Source organism: Bacteroides sp. OM08-11 (assembly GCF_003438665.1).
Taxonomy (GTDB): domain Bacteria; phylum Bacteroidota; class Bacteroidia; order Bacteroidales; family Bacteroidaceae; genus Bacteroides; species Bacteroides cutis.
Genome location: NZ_QSTJ01000002.1, coordinates 557851 through 574900 on the forward strand (window position 1 = coordinate 557851; position 17050 = coordinate 574900).

General features: G+C 39.3%; 16 protein-coding genes and 1 tRNA gene. 5 read left to right on the forward strand and 12 right to left on the reverse strand.

Features of this window, described 5'->3' with window-relative positions; all coding sequences use genetic code 11:
* Window positions 1-17 precede the first annotated feature (17 nt).
* Together DXC10_RS06090 and DXC10_RS06095 are read left to right on the forward strand one after the other, a co-directional pair.
* Window positions 18-1706, forward strand: coding sequence for a hypothetical protein (locus tag DXC10_RS06090; RefSeq protein ID WP_117737511.1), 1689 nt, complete (start codon window positions 18-20; stop codon window positions 1704-1706).
* Window positions 1684-3357, forward strand: coding sequence for a hypothetical protein (locus DXC10_RS06095; RefSeq protein WP_117737512.1), 1674 nt, complete (start codon window positions 1684-1686; stop codon window positions 3355-3357). Before DXC10_RS06090 ends, DXC10_RS06095 begins: the two co-directional genes overlap by 23 nt.
* A gap of 637 nt (window positions 3358-3994) precedes the next feature.
* Here DXC10_RS06095 and mnmE read toward each other — a convergent pair.
* From mnmE to DXC10_RS06120, 5 genes are all read right to left on the reverse strand, one after another.
* Complete coding sequence (mnmE, locus tag DXC10_RS06100) at window positions 3995-5380, reverse strand: tRNA uridine-5-carboxymethylaminomethyl(34) synthesis GTPase MnmE (RefSeq protein WP_101543123.1); 1386 nt, start codon at window positions 5378-5380, stop codon at window positions 3995-3997.
* A 193-nt stretch (window positions 5381-5573) separates the two neighbouring features.
* Window positions 5574-6452, reverse strand: coding sequence for a nucleoside phosphorylase (locus DXC10_RS06105; protein WP_117737548.1), 879 nt, complete (start codon window positions 6450-6452; stop codon window positions 5574-5576).
* Window positions 6453-6544: 92 nt separating this feature from the next.
* Window positions 6545-7546, reverse strand: coding sequence for a flotillin-like protein FloA (floA, locus tag DXC10_RS06110; protein ID WP_101543124.1), 1002 nt, complete (start codon window positions 7544-7546; stop codon window positions 6545-6547).
* A 41-nt stretch (window positions 7547-7587) separates the two neighbouring features.
* Window positions 7588-8058, reverse strand: coding sequence for an NfeD family protein (locus tag DXC10_RS06115; protein WP_101543125.1), 471 nt, complete (start codon window positions 8056-8058; stop codon window positions 7588-7590).
* A gap of 7 nt (window positions 8059-8065) precedes the next feature.
* Entirely contained in the window at window positions 8066-9496 is a 1431-nt protein-coding gene (locus tag DXC10_RS06120) for a M48 family metallopeptidase (RefSeq protein ID WP_117737513.1), read from the reverse strand.
* A gap of 169 nt (window positions 9497-9665) precedes the next feature.
* On the opposite strand from DXC10_RS06120, the gene DXC10_RS06125 reads away from it, so the two are divergent.
* A complete protein-coding gene (locus DXC10_RS06125) occupies window positions 9666-10430 on the forward strand; it encodes an ATP-binding protein (protein WP_101543127.1) in 765 nt (254 codons plus the stop codon).
* Between the two features lie 42 nt (window positions 10431-10472).
* Window positions 10473-10841: a DMT family protein gene (locus tag DXC10_RS06130; protein WP_101543128.1), complete on the forward strand. Its 369-nt coding sequence runs from the start codon at window positions 10473-10475 to the stop codon at window positions 10839-10841.
* Window positions 10842-10919: 78 nt separating this feature from the next.
* Here the strand turns inward: DXC10_RS06130 and DXC10_RS06135 are convergent, their stop codons facing one another.
* Genes DXC10_RS06135 through DXC10_RS06160 form a run of 6 tightly spaced genes read right to left on the reverse strand, consistent with a single transcriptional unit; the run spans window position 10920 to window position 15330 of the window.
* Window positions 10920-11942, reverse strand: coding sequence for an FAD:protein FMN transferase (locus DXC10_RS06135; RefSeq protein ID WP_101543129.1), 1023 nt, complete (start codon window positions 11940-11942; stop codon window positions 10920-10922).
* A gap of 22 nt (window positions 11943-11964) precedes the next feature.
* On the reverse strand, window positions 11965-12546 hold the full coding sequence (locus DXC10_RS06140) for a manganese efflux pump MntP family protein (protein ID WP_101543130.1): 582 nt from the start codon (window positions 12544-12546) through the stop codon (window positions 11965-11967).
* A gap of 13 nt (window positions 12547-12559) precedes the next feature.
* A complete protein-coding gene (locus DXC10_RS06145; protein WP_101543131.1) occupies window positions 12560-13327 on the reverse strand; it encodes a DUF6048 family protein in 768 nt (255 codons plus the stop codon).
* Complete coding sequence (locus DXC10_RS06150; RefSeq protein WP_101543132.1) at window positions 13296-13781, reverse strand: DUF6452 family protein; 486 nt, start codon at window positions 13779-13781, stop codon at window positions 13296-13298. The genes DXC10_RS06145 and DXC10_RS06150 overlap by 32 nt, the downstream gene beginning before the upstream one ends.
* 2 nt (window positions 13782-13783) lie before the next feature.
* Window positions 13784-14734 (reverse strand): glycosyltransferase family 2 protein, encoded by a 951-nt coding sequence (locus tag DXC10_RS06155; protein WP_101543133.1) that lies wholly within the window; start codon window positions 14732-14734, stop codon window positions 13784-13786.
* 23 nt (window positions 14735-14757) lie between these two features.
* On the reverse strand, window positions 14758-15330 hold the full coding sequence (locus DXC10_RS06160; RefSeq protein WP_117737514.1) for a DUF4199 domain-containing protein: 573 nt from the start codon (window positions 15328-15330) through the stop codon (window positions 14758-14760).
* Between the two features lie 235 nt (window positions 15331-15565).
* Between DXC10_RS06160 and DXC10_RS06165 the strand changes: the two genes are divergently transcribed.
* Window positions 15566-15639, forward strand: a tRNA-Thr gene (locus tag DXC10_RS06165).
* A gap of 129 nt (window positions 15640-15768) precedes the next feature.
* Here DXC10_RS06165 and eno read toward each other — a convergent pair.
* Window positions 15769-17049 carry a phosphopyruvate hydratase gene (gene eno / locus DXC10_RS06170; RefSeq protein ID WP_101543135.1) on the reverse strand — a complete coding sequence of 427 codons (1281 nt, stop codon included), beginning with the start codon at window positions 17047-17049 and terminating at the stop codon, window positions 15769-15771.
* Window position 17050: the final 1 nt, after the last annotated feature.

Sequence of the window (17050 nt, forward strand, 5' to 3'; positions counted from 1 at the left end):
ATATTAAATAGATTATTATGTTTGATGGACGAAATATAACTTCAGGATTGCCTGATGAACTTGTTAAAGTTGTAGACTTTTTAAATGAGAAAGCGTCAGCATGTGAATTTGAATTCAGTGATTCTGTATCCTATTGGGAAAACAATGAACATATTATCAATCCATCTGACTATAATATGTGTGAGTGTTATTTTGCTGTCGCTCTCGCATATATAGTACATCTAAAAGGTGGTAATCTTATTTTCGATGAAACTAATAATATTTGGAGATGGGCATGGGCATTTCATCTTGTTTCCGGAGTCTCAAGTTGGAGTCCAGAATTTATGAAAAACGTTATTCTGTCATTTGAGAGTAAACAGGATAATACTGAAAATCTAATTCTTTGGGCTGTTCAAAAATACGCTAGTGCTTATTATGACAATGCCGTTGTATTAATCTCAATATTGCCTCAGTACAAAACGAGCTGCCTTGCTGGTCTGATGGAAAATGATTTTGATAGGTATTGCATTGAGTATCCTCCTGAAGATAATATGGAGGAGTTTGCAACTGCATTTGTGAAAATAAATCAAATTTCGAAGAATATTGTTAATAAAGCCTTTGATATAGTTGTATCTAACACTTGCTTTAAATCAAATGCGGCAATGGCTTTTTTCCTTTTTACGCTAAGTGGTTTGGTTGACCAAAGAAAAGAAACATGTGAACATAAGATCCTAGAGATGTTGCAGGGAGATGTGCCACAGTACATTAATCTTATATGTGGCTGGTTGTCTGTGCAACAAGAAGTTAGCCCATTTATAGAAAAGAGTGTTATATTATTGATCAAAGGACTCAGAAGTGAGAATAAAGAGACTGCGCTCAAAAGTATTGATAACTCAATACATTTTCATTTTAAAGATGCTGTGTTTTTGACAAATATTTTCGTAGAAATCGCAAATTCTTTGACCCCAATGGATATCCTAAAGATGGAAGGAAGTCTAAGGTCTTTACATGAGAATGAGGAGAACTTCATAAACTTTGTATTATCATTTATTTTTCATCCCAATGGATTGTATCGTGTTGTCGGGCGAAGATTGTGGGATGATTATCATTTGGAATCTTCAAATTTTGACCCTCAAAAAGACTTGGATGAGAAATTGCAATGTTTATTGATTATAGAATTGCTTCAGGATTATGGCAATCCTGAGACTAGACTTCCGAAGTTATTGCCTCTGATTGAAAGTGAATTACCGAGCGTACGTAATGTTTTGATGAGTCAGTTAGTTCCATATTTGGATGAATATATGGGTCATGTAATCAAAGCCTTTGAGAAATTAAATATTGATAATGAGTATGTAAAGAAAATCAATCAGTATTTTGAGAAAAGGTCTGATGCAATAGATAAAAGAAGATCTCTTAAAGAAATGTCACCCAAATACGGTTATATGATAGAGTATCAAGAAGCTTTGAAAACTCAAAAACAACATTGGCAACAACAGATGAAGAAAGCTGATGAAAATCATAAGAGCCTTTTAAGTAGTATGATGAAGCACGTTACTTTAGCAAGAGGAGGAGGTTGGAGAGACGAAAATGGAAAAGTACAACACTTGGGATGCATACAATTTTCAATGCCATTAAGGCAATTGGCTCAGTCTATGATGCCAATGGAACAAGATAAGTGGATTAATGATTTATTAGTTGATTGGAATGAAAAGACGGGAAATAATTAAACAATATATTGAGTCTTTGAAAGAGGATCAAGAATTAGACTATATCTTTCCTATACTTTTGGAAAGAATGGGATACAGAGTCCTTTCTACACCGTGTCAATCAAAAGGACAGTCACAATATGGACGTGATGTAGTAGCTATCAAAGGACAAAATGGGCAAAAAACACTTTTCTTATTTGAACTCAAGGGGTTCGGTGCAAAAGATATAACAGACAGGACTCTTAATGAACCGGATGGATTAATAGAATCTTTAAGGGCTTCTAAATACACGGAGTATGAAGACCCTTCTATTCCAGGCCTATCAGAATTTCCAAGGTATTATGTTTTTGTTCACAATGGCTTGATTGACGCAAATGCAAAACCTACATATTCTGGCTTTATCAAGAAAGAATTTCCTGACGGAAACTATGAAGAGTGGGACATTGAGTTATTGACTACTTATTTCTCAGATTTTTTGTTTGATGAAACTTTATTGACTGATGACGAGAGTTATCGTTTATTTAAAAAAATACTTGTTTTATTAGACGGAGAGGGTAACAACTTTAAAGACATATCGACACTTGTACAACTCCAATTAAAGAAAATTTCATCAGCAAAGAAGGAGAACAGGAGATTAATCCTTAATACGTTCGCCTCATTGCGCCTAATTGCCCATATGGTTCATTATTACTCTGTTGAATGTCAGAATTTACTACCGGCCAAGTATTGTATTGACACTATAGTTCTAAAAACTTGGGCATGGATTCTTAAATCAAAAAAAGAGAATAAAAGCTCAATAATCAAACACTTTGATAGCCTTGTATTGTTGCAAATTCAGATATACGAAGAATATATTAATAAAATATTACAAGTAGTCTTATTTCCAAAAGGACTATATAGTTTTGAATCCTCAGATACCGAGTATATGTTCTATCCGCTAAGATGCTATGATTTTCTTGGTGATTTAGTATATTTCTATTTTTTTACAGAATCTTATGCAGAGATTTCTGAAGATGAACTTCGTAATAGGTTGAATATCTTAAAAAATGTCATCGAAAACAATAATGCATGTACAATGCCTTTGCTTGATACTAATTCTATTGTCATTCAGATGGTATTCAAATATATGTATATGCATGCTGAGAATCAGGATGACATAAATAGTTTAGGTAAGTATCTGCTTTGTACAGTTATCAATCTGATGAAACGGTATGACAAACAAAAGATGTGGCCGGAAACGAATGGAGATAGAATGGCTTTAGCCAAGAGCATCTATGAGAAAGATGATGACTATCACTGTGATTCCTCTTTGCTTTTAATAGTGGTATTTGAATTGTTGGCATACATGAATATGCCTGAGTTCTACTCTGCTCTTAAGAAGAAAGTAGATGAGTCTGATGTAAATTTGCAGGTTGCATATCCAATCACCGATGAATTTGATATAGAACAGTTACTCTTTGAAAAAAGATTAAATAATGAATTGGCCGTACAGACTGGTATAAAGTTACCTGAAACATTGAAAGATTTTCAGAGCCATTTTGAAAAGAAATACAAATCTATTGCATATAGAACAGATAAGGTTGGATATTGGTTTTTGCGTGTGTTGGCTCACAAGTACTATGAAACGGATTTATTTCCTGATTTTCTAGGAAGAGCGTATTGTACGGAATAAGTATTAATAGTTAACACCTTTGGTGAAATGTCTTGTTGAATTTAGTTCAGATACTTCAGAATCTCATATGATTCATTGGACTTGAATTATGGAAAACGATTCCTAAAAGAGTTCGTGAAAGCGAGTCAATAAATTTATAAACTGAGTTCCCAAACACGCAAAAAAACAATGGGCAATTTGTTTAAACTCATTGGAGTACTGTCCAGTCTTACATTTTACGCAGTGGACTGCATATTTTTACGCACAGCAATGATGATAGTTTGTTATCTGTTTCATGATGCCATTCTGAGGTTGGCAAAATATTCATAGAGATATGGCAGATTCGTTTCGGTTAATTGGCAAGGATTTGGACAGTAATACCTGCATCTGGTTAAATGTCGTATTTCTGAATTTACCTCAGATGCTTTATATTTTCCATCTGTTCCTATTTTAATGAGAGATGTGATTCATTGTCTTCGGGGGATAGATTTTTGTCCCTCGCATCCTTTTCGGGGGACAATTTGGGAATAAAATTACGAAAAAAATATAAAAACAGACAGAAAGTATGGAGAAAAAGAGAAAATACAAATTCTCATAAAATCATTGATTTTTCGCATTTTACGGATTTGTATTTTCTCTTTTTATGCTTTTCTTTAGGTCACTTGCCGATGCAGAAATGTTCAAATATATTCCCTAACACCATATCATTTGTTACCTCCCCTGCAATATCACTCAAATGGAATATGCATTCCCGGATGTCTTGAGAAACGAAATCTCCGGAAAGATTGTTGGCTAAGCCTTCCTGAACTCTGTGAATTGCTTCTAGTGCATTTGTCAATGCCTCGTAGTGGCGGATATTGGTAACGATGACATCGTTTGAGGTGACTGTAGGAAGGTTGGCGGCAGCTATCAACAGTTGTTGAAGTTCTTCGATATGCTCACGCTTTTTTGCTGAAATGACGATAGACTTTACGTTATCAGGGAAGTCTATGGGGGGGAAGTTTTGGATGTCTGATACTAAGTCGGCTTTGTTACATACAAGGATCAGTTGCTTACCTTCACAACGAGGAAGTATTTGTTGGGATAATTGTACGATCTGGGTAGTCACATCTGTGGCATCTATCATCCAGAGGACGATTTCAGCTTGTTCCAGTTTCTGGAATGTACGTTCGATACCAAGGTTTTCGATCGTATCATTAGTTTCGCGGATACCTGCCGTATCAATAAATCGGAAAGTGATACCGCCTATATTAACTGTATCTTCTATCACATCACGGGTAGTGCCATGAATATCACTGACAATGGCTTTTTCTTCATTGAGCAAGACATTGAGTAAAGTAGATTTGCCTGCATTTGTTTCACCGATGATGGCTACAGGAACACCGTTCTTGATAGCATTGCCTACACTGAAAGAATCTGCCAATCGAGAAATAACTTTTTCAATGTTGTCCGCTAACCGGCAAAGCTCTGAACGATCGGCAAATTCCAGTTCCTCGTGGTCGCTGAAATCCAGTTCAAGTTCGATGAGAGAGGTGAAATGTAGTAACTGATCACGCAAGGAAGTAAGTTCTTTACTGAAACCACCACGCATTTGGCTCATGGCGAGGCGATGGGTGGCAGCGGAGGATGAAGCGATAAGGTCGGCAACGGCTTCTGCTTGACTTAAATCCATTTTCCCGTTGAGGAATGCACGCTGGGTATATTCACCCGGTTGTGCCATACGGCAACCATTGGTAATGAGTAATTGCAAAACTTTTTGCAGGATATAGACTGAACCGTGGCAGGTAATTTCTGTGCTGTTTTCTCCCGTATAGGAATGAGGGGCGCGAAACAAGCTGACAAGTACTTCATCAATAATTTCGGATCCTTCATGGATTCGTCCGAAGGTGAGGGTATAAGGTTTGCTGTCTTTCAGCTTCTTGCCCATTGCGGCAGGAGTGAAGATGCGGGAAGTAATTTCGATGGCTTCCGGGCCGGATACACGAATACATCCGATGGCTCCTCCTTGAGCGGTGGCTATGGCACAAATAGTATCTTGGTTCATGATTTTCAGCTTGTTTTATTTGAAAAAGATAATAGTTTCCTTACAAAATAAATTTATGCCTGTGTCAGTTATTGGCTTTTATCGTAACCTTATATAAACCAATAGGCATGGAAGGCAGTATGAATGAGATTATTACTAAGTCTTATTCATTAGGCCATCTGAGGAAAACGGTATAGACTTTGTCGCAAGGTGTTTAAATACGATCGAGTACTTTCTGAATAAGATGGTCGATCGTATTTTTATATCCTGTATTAGCTTCTTTTATCAGGCGGTTTGCGATTACCATGCATACGGTCATAGCTTTGTGTCCCATTAAGCGGCTAAGTCCTGCCAAGGCAGAACTTTCCATTTCAAAGTTTGTGATGTGGCAGCCGTTATATTCAAATTTTTCAATCTTGTCATTTTGATGTGGATCAGCCAATGGCACGCGGAGTTCACGTCCTTGAGGACCGAAGAAACCGCCGGCAGCAATTGTTACGCCACGTACCATATCCTCTTGCGCAATGCGGTCTATCAATTCAGCATTGGAATCGATGACGTATGGGGCGGGGGCACACATGTTGCCCGACCATCCCATGTAATTCAGGAATGCACGTTCAAAGGGAAGATCACACACCGAATTACGCCCGGCATAGAAATTCAGAAGACCATCAAAGCCAATGGATTTTGTGGAACATACGAAGGTTCCCACCGGAGTATATGGTTGTAAACCGCCACACGTGCCGATGCGTACCAGTTCCAGTTGGCGTAGTTGCGGTTTCTCTTCGCGAGTCTTGAAATCAATGTTTGCCAAAGCATCCAGTTCATTCATCACAATGTCGATATTGTCACAGCCGATACCTGTGGAAACAACCGTGATACGTTTGCCTTTGTAAGTACCGGTGATGGTCTTGAATTCACGGCTTTCTACCTCACATTCTTTAGTATCGAAATGAGAAGCGACTAATGCTACTCGTCCGGGATCACCTACTAAGATAACCTTATCTGCCAGCCATTCAGGTTTGACGTGGAGGTGGAAAACTGAACCGTCTTCATTGATAATCAGTTCGGAAGATGCAAAATACTTTTTCATATCCATAGTTTTAATTCGTTGGTTTATAAAAAAACGCCGGAATGCGGTTTCTGTTCACCGGTTCCGACGTTTCTATAAGTTTGTTTACCGGTTTATTTACTTAGCGGTTGTGTAGAAGGACCGGTGGTCGGTTTGGCAATATTTTCACGCATGGAAGTATCGGCTTCAATATTTTTCATCCGATAATAATCCATGATACCCAGATTCCCGCTACGGAAAGCTTCTGCCATGGCCTTAGGTACTTCTGCTTCTGCTTCGATTACTTTGGCTCGGGCTTCCTGTGCTTTGGCTTTCATTTCCTGCTCACTGGCAACTGCCATAGCACGACGTTCTTCGGCTTTTGCCTGTGCAATATTCTTGTCAGCATTCGCTTGATCTATTTGCAAGGCAGCACCGATATTTTTACCTATATCAATGTCGGCGATATCAATGGATAAGATTTCAAAAGCGGTACCGGCATCCAGACCTTTGCGGAGCACAAGTTTAGAAATAGAATCTGGATTTTCCAATACTGACTTATGATTTTCGGAAGAACCGATGGAAGATACGATACCTTCGCCTACACGGGCGAGGATAGTATCTTCACCTGCACCACCCACCAGTTGACGAATATTGGCACGTACCGTTACACGCGCTTTGGCTATCAGCTGGATACCGTCTTTTGCAACTGCGGTAACAGGAGGCGTATCAATAACTTTCGGGTTTACTGACATCTGTACAGCCTCAAACACATCACGGCCGGCAAGGTCAATAGCAGTAGCCATCTGAAACGGCAGTTCGATGTTGGCTTTGGAAGCTGATACCAGTGCGTGCACTACCTTTTCAACGTGACCGCCGGCAAGGTAGTGAGCCTCCAGTTCGTCACGGGTTATGTTGCTCAAGCCGGCTTTGTGCGCTTCAATCAGACCCGGCACGATGATGTAAGGAGGTACATTACGGATACGCATAAGGAATAGTTGTACCAATGATATGTTAACTCCTGAGACTTTGGCGGACAGCCATAGGAAAAATGGTACATAATGGAAAAACAGTACCAGAAAAATGATACCTCCTATGATAAGGAAGGCGGTCAGATACATTGTGCTTGGATCCATGTGATTTAGTTATTAATTATTTAATATAAAATATTTACTTCTCAGGGTTTGAACTTTTCTACCAAGATAATTCCATCTGTAATACGGTTTACGATCACCGGAGTTTTCTCATTCATAAATCCGTCTGTAGATTTCACTTCTACGATGTCACCGTTGATTTCAGCATAACCGATAAGTGCAAGCCGGGTAGTAGTGATACCGGTATCTCCAATTTTAACTTTATTTTCTGCACTACGGTCTACTTTCGAGGTGATATTCTTTTTTAATGCTATCTTGTCCAAAGTTTTGGAGCGCATAAACCATACCAATGATCCGATGCAGGCGATAACCGATACGGCGAGAGTAATGAAACCTGCTACCGGTCCCATGTAGGCAAAGGCATAATAGTTGGCATAAATGATACATCCACCTGCCAGGATACCTGCAATACTGATACCCGGAATTATAAATAATTCCACTAAAAACAGAATGACTGCTGCAATGACCAGTACTACGATAATAAGTATGTTCATAGTTATACTATTTAAAGGTTTGCTTCTCTTGATTACGTGCCTTTACACCTGCTTGTTCTGTTTCGACGGCAAGCTGTCGTACCCGTTTTTCGAGGTCAAGGATGGCAGGAGCCATCTTTTCCTTTTCACTCTTAGTTGCACGGATATATTGGTTACGCAAATCTGTAAGTTTATTTTGTTGTTGGTTATAACTCTTTTCCAATTGAAAATATTTTTCGAAAAGAGTTTTAGCCTGTGGAGAACGAAAATCATCTGCTTCGTGATAAACGTGTTCGTCGTCAATCACAAACTCAAAATCATGAGTTTTCTTTACTTGAGGTTTCTGTTGGAAAATTTCTTTTAAACGTTGTTGCGCTTCTTTCACTGCTTTGGAGTCAGTCCAAGTATCTTTTATTGAATGAATTTGAGCAAGCTGAATTAGTTTGTTGTTATCTATGTTTTCATAATTATATACCTGTTTGGAGGAGTTAGGGATGAACACATAGATACAAACTTTTCCTTCGGGCTGATAACGGTCAGAAGCAAACCAACCAAGGTTGTTGAATTCGTCAATGACATACATATAGTCGTTATATGGAGAATTGAAAGGCATACCTACATTTTCTGGAGTCAGATAACTGTCTGTATTTGTATTATATCGTGTGACAAAGATGTCATATCCTCCTATGGAACCGGGACCATCCGCTGCATAATAGATAGTGACACCGTCCGTCAATACATATGGATAATTGGCATTTATCGCTTCATTGATACTACCGGGCAATGGATTTCCTTTACTCCATTCTCCCTGCATTTTGTTACTGGATAGAATGCTTAATGTGCTGTCTTTCTGGAATTTACTATAATAGTTTTTATTACCCAGTTCTGTTTCATAAACAGTACCGCCCTTTCCATTGGGTGTTTGGAAATATTCATCGTACATGAATAGTTTGCCCGACTCCGGACTGATTTTGTAAGCATTGAGAAAATTCTTTTTGTCTACTACAAAACTATCAATGAAACAAACCTGTTCCACTCCTTTTAACATACGGAGGTTGGTTTTGCTCTTTTCAAGAAGTTTTTCTGCTTCATCGGTAGATCGTTTTCTCTTAGTGAGATCAGTGATATATTCTTCATAGTTTTGAACAGCATCCTCGAAACGATAAATGTCATTATATGCCTGTGCCAGATAGAACTGGCTACTTGGAGTACGCCTTTTTACCGCATTTTCCAGATGTTTCACGGCAATTTCCGGTTCCCCGGTTTTCAGGCAACAAACGCCATACCACAAGTTGTAGTTCCCATTGGAGGGTTGTGATTTAACGAATTTCTTGAAAGCGGGTTTGGCTTGCTCATATTGTCTTTTATCATAGAGCGCTTTGGCTTGTGCCAAAGTTTGTGCCGAAGCACCTATTGCAAAAATACAGAAGAGCAGAAATAGAATATATATTTTTTTCATACGATAGTTTGCTTGATTTTTCAGAAGTTCAAAAATACAAATTAATCGTGAATAATACCGTATTCCATAATTCTATTATGTTAATTCTTCTTTAAATCATACTTTTCAGTTATTTTTGCAGCTGTTTATTACAGATTATGTGAATAAACATTAATATGAGTAGAACTGAATGACAAAATATACAGAAGAGGAAAAGACGCTACGCCGCATTGAAAAGAGATTAATGAAAGGGGTAGTAGAATATGGCCTGATAGAAGATGGAGATAAAATCCTTATCGGACTTTCTGGTGGCAAAGATTCATTGGCACTGGTAGAACTGCTTGCACGGCGTGCCCGTATTTTCAAGCCGAAGTTTTCGATAATGGCGGTTCATGTGGTGATGCGGAATATTCCTTATCAGAGTGATGTGGAGTATTTGAGAAAATATGCGGAGTCGTGGGGAGTATCTTTTTTGGTATATGAAACGGAGTTCAATGCAAGTACCGACATTCGTAAGTCTCCTTGTTTTCTTTGTTCCTGGAATAGACGCAAGGCCTTGTTTACAGTTGCTAAGGAACAGGGATGTAATAAAATTGCGTTGGGACACCACATGGATGATATTCTGGAGACCTTGTTGATGAACATTACTTATCAAGGAGCATTCAGTTCAATGCCGCCTCGTCTGGTTATGAAGAAATTTGATATGACGGTCATCCGGCCTATGTGTCTGGTACATGAGACTGATTTGATTGAATTGGCGCAGATGAGGGGATATCGGAAACAGGTAAAAAACTGCCCATATGAGACGCAATCAAGCCGTAGTACGATGAAAGGGATATTGCGTCAATTGGAGGAGATGAATCCGGAAGCACGCTATAGTTTGTGGGGAAGTATGAGTAATATTCAGGAAGAATTGTTACCTATCTCTCATGTTTCTAAAACAGAAATGGAATAGTCTATACTATAAATCATTAAACATTAACTATAAATTATTAATATGAAAGTATTTTATACCATTTTGTTATTGATAGTGTCTAACGTCTTTATGACGTTTGCGTGGTATGGGCATTTGAAGTTACAGGAAATGAAAGTTATATCTAATTGGCCTCTTTATGCTGTCATATTGTTTTCATGGGGAATTGCCTTAGCGGAGTATTCTTTTCAAATTCCGGCGAACCGGATTGGCTTTATAGGCAATGGCGGTCCGTTTTCACTCATGCAACTAAAGGTTATTCAAGAGGTTATTACGTTGATTATCTTTACGATATTTACAACGGTACTCTTCAAAGGAGAAGCACTGCATTGGAATCACTTTGTAGCCTTTGTATGTTTAGTACTGGCGGTGTACTTCGTGTTTTATAAATGACAATTTATTTGATTTATGGTTTCATGAGTAGTTTCAACTGTACCTCGCACCTCGTCAAATCATAAATCAAATAAACTCCTATTTTTTTCCTGTATACTTTTCCATCCCTTTCGTGAAGAACGTTTGGAGTTCTCCTTTCTTATTGGTGTAAATAAAACAAGCATCAATATCCGGATGTGCATCAGCAAAGCGTTCGGCTTCTTTTAATCCCATCACCATAAATGCTGTGGCGTATGCGTCGGCACTCATACAGTCCTTGGCAATGACGGTGGCGGACAAGATGTTGTGTTGAATTGGATAACCCGTACGCGGGTCAATGGTATGGGCATATTTCTTTCCGTCTTTGTAATAGTAATTACGGTAATTACCGGAGGTAGCTATACCTACATTGGTGACTTCCAGCACAGTTTGTAATTCTTGATTTATGGCCAGTGAATCGTCAATCGGTTTATTGATACCGATACGCCAGAGATTGTTTTTCGGATTTTTTCCATGGACTACAACTTCCCCGCCTATATCTACCATAAAATTGTGGATACCTTTTTCCTGTAGGAGTTGTGCGATGATATCCACCGCATATCCTTTAGCCACAGCGCTGCAAGAAAGCATGATACGCGGGTCTTGTTTCATTACTTTTCCTTCTTCAGTCAGTACAACTTTGGCGTATCCGGTAATATCTAGCAAGCTGTCTATCATAATAGAATCAGGAAATCTACCTTTTTTGAAACCGAACCCCCATGCATTTGCTAAGGGGGCTACCGTTATATCGAAAGCACCGTTCGTTTCTTTGGATATCTCCATACTTCGACGGAATACATTGATAAAGAAAGTATCGGCAACGATGTTTTCATTACGGTTGATACGGGTAATGGTTGCCGTATCGTTAAAAGGGGATAGAGAACCATCGAAACGTTTGAGCTCAGTTTCGATTTCATCTTTCAGATTTCCATCATATTGATAAGTGATGTTATAAATCGTGCCAAAAATCAATCCACTGGTAGTCTGATAAGGAACCATGTGGTTGTGGCGCGCAAGTATCCAAATTGTACCCAATGCCAATAGGGCAATCCATAAAAAATTTCGTTGTACTTTCTTATCCATAATTGTAATATCTGAGGAAAAGTTAGTTAAAGAATAAATGCTCAATTAATATTTTTGTTCCGATAAGGACAAGAATAATTCCTCCCCATAATTCTGCATGTAATTTGCGAGCAATGCCGCAACCAAAGCGTATTCCGAAGAATAGACCTATCATAGACAAGATAAATGAAACGAAGCCAATGACGCCGATGGGAGAAAGTATGCCCGATATTCCTTTGATACCAAGAAAAGCGAATGATACACCTATTGCCAATGCATCAATGCTGGTAGCTACTGCCAAAGCTAGAACTACTTTTAATTGGGTAGGGTCATACTCGTGTTTACAGTTATCATCTTTAAAGGATTCTTTTATCATACGTCCGCCTAGGAAGGCCAGAATTCCGAACGCAATCCAGTGGTCTATACTTTCTATCAAATGACTGAAAGTGCTGGCGCAAATCCATCCTAACAAAGGCATAAGGGCTTGGAAGAGACCGAAAAAAAATGCCATTGTCAACATTGATCGCATCTGAATACGTTTCATGATAATTCCGCTGGCTATGGAAACTGCAAAACAATCCATCGCAAGTCCCACGGCAAGCAGCCAGATTTCTAAGTTAGTCATTGTCTGATTTATTTTAGAATGGTAGTTTATACGTTATGGTGTAAGTCACTCCCATTGTGTTTCCGCTATATTTTCCATATCCTGGTACATACCAAGGGTCACCATGTTCATAGGTGGAAGATGACATACGAAATTTAAAACGGATAGCCCATCCCATGTACAACTCTTTCCATATATGCGCCCTTATACCGACACAAAATTCAAGCCATTGCATGGAACCTTTCATTCCTTTGTAGTTGAAGGGCATGCTGCTTCCCCAGATATTATCTTCCAGATTAGGATTACCTATACTTCCACCATATGCAGGGTCATTTATGGCAAGCGACTCTATATCATATTTAAAGCTACTTACACCATAACGTAGTCCGACAAGTAACTTATGTTGAAACTTCTTCTTGAACAATGCATTATAGTCCATTCCGATACGGAAATAGGGCGCTCCGCTTTTGTAATGTATACCTTTGTCGCTCCAGGTATCTGTTGAACCATATCCAATTTCTGCAATAGGAAAAAATCTATTTTTAAGGTTAACATCCAATACTACTTCCGAACTCAAAAAGTCACCTCCTATAACTTTACTACCCAGTCCCCATAAATCCACACCAACAGAAACACCATTGTAGAGCGGATAATACACTTCTTCCTTCGCGTCCTTCTTTTCCGTAGGAGGCGGTACGCTCTTTGGAGAGGAGGAAGTGTTTCGGTTCTGTGCCCATAACGGGAAAGACATCAGCAAACAAAGTGCCAGACTAATAGAATAGTTTAAGATTTTCTGTCCCATAAATACTGGCTTCTTTATTTAAAAGATAGACGGAGTCTAATTTGTGATAACTACATTTTACTCTGTTGATAGACTGTTTCATCTGATATCCGCAATCCATTGACAGGAAATAGGGCGTGTTGGTCTGGTAAATGATGACCGTATCCGTCAATGTTTTGCTGTAATGGAATATAAGTACGGTTGAATCGGCTGTATATCTTAACGGTAATGACAAGTCTTTTACCTTTTTCTGGTTATTGATAATGATAGAATCTGTACCGTATGCAGTTATCGTTAGTGAATCAAGAGTATCTTTGGATACTACATCTGTTTCTTTGTCGATAGTATAGAGGTAACATTGCATCATGGCACGTGTTGCCATAGAACAATCCGCTTCTTCTGAACATGATACGACTACACTCAGCATAGGGTATAGGATAGCTCCGAATATGATAAATCTGATTAATCTTTTCATTGTTAAATCATTTTCTCGATTTGATACTTGTTACGTTCGGGGGCGTTACGTGAAATCAACTCACCGAGGAAACCGGCAACGAATAATTGTGTACCGATAATCATGGATGTCAGTGACAAATAAAAATAAGGAGAGTCTGTGACGAGCCGATAGGGTAATCCATTGTACATGTGATACAGTTTGCTAGCACCTACAATAACGACGGATATGAAACCGAGCACGAACATCAATGAACCCAATAGACCAAAAAAATGCATAGGTTTTACACCGAAAGCAGACAAAAACCAGAGTGAAATCAGATCCAGGTAGCCATTGACAAAACGGTTCAGGCCAAATTTGGTTTTCCCGTATTTACGTGCTTGATGATGTACTACTTTCTCACCTATCTTACTGAAACCGGCATTCTTCGCTAAATAGGGAATGTAGCGGTGCATTTCACCGTATACTTCGATATTTTTTACGACTTCTTTCCTGTAAGCTTTCAGTCCACAGTTAAAGTCGTGCAGGTTCTTGATACCGGATACTTTACGGGCGGTTGCATTAAACAGCTTGGTGGGCAATGTCTTTGACAACGGGTCATACCGTTTTTGTTTCCAGCCGGATACCAGATCATAGCCGTCCTGCATAATCATGCGGTAAAGTTCCGGTATTTCATCCGGGCTATCTTGCAAGTCAGCATCCATTGTAATTACCACGTCACCTTGAGCTTGCTCAAAGCCACAATAAAGTGCCGGTGACTTACCATAATTGCGACGGAACTTGATACCCCGTATTTTTTCAGATTTAGCTTGTAATTCTTCAATTACCTGCCAGGAACGATCGGTACTTCCGTCATTGATGAAAATCACTTCGTATGAGAAACCATTGGTTTTCATCACCCGGTCAATCCATGTGAACAGTTCCGGAAGTGATTCTTCTTCATTATACAAAGGAACGACAACTGAAATATCCATCTGTTTATTAATGATTTTATGGTTTACAATTGAAATAGGTTATTATTATTGTCATTTTTTCGTAATTCATTTTTCTTACGTCTCATAACAAACAACGCTGTAGGGATGCCCAATAATGAACCACAGAAAACATTCCATGAAACCAATTGCATGGTTATATCTATCGGAGTGAGAGATCTTGCCATATTTAAAGTATCTCGGAATACATCGGTATAAACTTTCATTTCGGGAATGTTGCTTTGGGCGAGAATGTCTATCTGCGATTCGTAGGCATTGATTACAAAGCCATGATCGATGAAACGGAAATAGATATAATGTGCCACAGCAGTCAGCAGTGCAGCAAACATATACATAAAAACCGTGAATACCCACGCGTGCAGGAAGCTGATGCCGCCTCCGCATACCTGATTGCGATACATTCGTGTGTAATAATATCCCATAAAAGGAACACATAGAGTAAGTCCCACGAAAAGGAAAGATAGAAACGGTACTGTCAAACCTAAAGGAAACAGAACGAATTTTAAAATCCAGTATCCTCCCATATATGTACCGAACAGCATTGCATATCTTTGCATGTAACCTTTATTTTCTGTCATTTTTCTAAGAAATATGCTGCAAAGTTATAAATAATATTGGTTGTAACGCTTTGTCTACCTGTTAAAGTTGAAAAAAGTTGGAGTAGGGTATTGCAGGTTTAAAAAAAATGCCTACCTTTGCACCCGCAAACATGGGTAAGTCCTATACGGCCAGCTCCCTTCAAATCCTCCAGGGCTTGATCGCAGCAAAGGTAGTTGGTTGTAGCGGCGCGATATAGTAAGCTTACCCACCTCTGCCTCTTTAGCTCAGTTGGCCAGAGCACGTGATTTGTAATCTCGGGGTCGTTGGTTCGAATCCGACAAGAGGCTCAGAAAAGAGATGTATTAGAAATTGTATTTCTCTTTTTTTATCAACAAAAAGAGGTGGCAGATCCGAAGGAGCTGCCACCTCTTACTTTTCACTAACACATGTTTATCTACTAACCTTCAAAAATGCACTTATTTTATTCTTGTATACCCATATGCTGCATTACTGCCAAGCTCTTCTTCGATGCGCAGTAGTTGATTGTATTTGGCCATACGGTCTGAACGGCTCAATGAACCAGTTTTGATTTGTCCGCTGTTGGTGGCGACTGCAATATCGGCAATCGTTGCATCTTCTGTTTCACCGGAACGGTGGGAGGTAACAGTGGTATAGCCGTGGCGATGAGCCATTTCAATGGCATTCAAAGTCTCTGTCAGAGAACCGATTTGGTTTACCTTAATCAAGATAGAATTGGCACAACCTTTTTCAATACCCATAGCAAGGAAATCTACGTTAGTAACGAAGAGATCATCACCTACCAACTGACAACGGTTGCCAATACGTTGGGTCAGTTTTTCCCAACCTTTCCAGTCATTTTCACTCATACCGTCTTCGATGGAGTCGATCGGATAATTATTAATCAATTCTTCCAGATAATCTATCTGTTCATCGGCGGTACGTTTCTTGCCCTTTTCACCTTCAAACTTAGTATAATCGTAAATACCGTCATGGTAGAATTCGGAAGAGGCGCAGTCCATGGCAATCATTACATCCTTACCCGGTTGGTAGCCTGCTGTCTTGATAGCTGCAATAATCGAGTTCAAGGCATCTTCCGTACCATCCAATGCAGGTGCAAACCCTCCTTCATCACCTACGGCAGTACTAAGCCCTCGGTCTTTCAGGACTTTCTTCAGCGCATGGAATACTTCGGCTCCGATACGTAACCCTTCATGGAACGATTTTGCACCTATAGGACGTATCATAAATTCCTGAAAGGCAATAGGAGCGTCACTATGTGAACCACCATTGATGATGTTCATCATAGGAACCGGCATCACATATGTATTTGTTCCACCTATATAGCGGTAGAGAGGCATGTCAAGATAAGCAGCCGCAGCTTTGGCAACAGCCAGTGATACGCCAAGTATAGCATTCGCGCCGAGGTTTGATTTCGTTTTTGTACCATCCAGGGCCAACATGGCATGATCAATGCCCATTTGGTCGAGGGCAGACATACCGACTATTTCAGGAGCAATGATATCATTTATATTGTTTACAGCTTTCAGAACACCTTTGCCACCATAACGATTTTTATCACCATCACGTAGTTCCAATGCTTCATGCTCACCGGTAGATGCGCCAGATGGGACAGATGCGCGGCCCATAAATCCCGATTCTAATATTACATCAACCTCAACGGTTGGGTTACCTCTTGAATCAAGAATTTCGCGTCCGATAATCTTTTCTATTTTCATA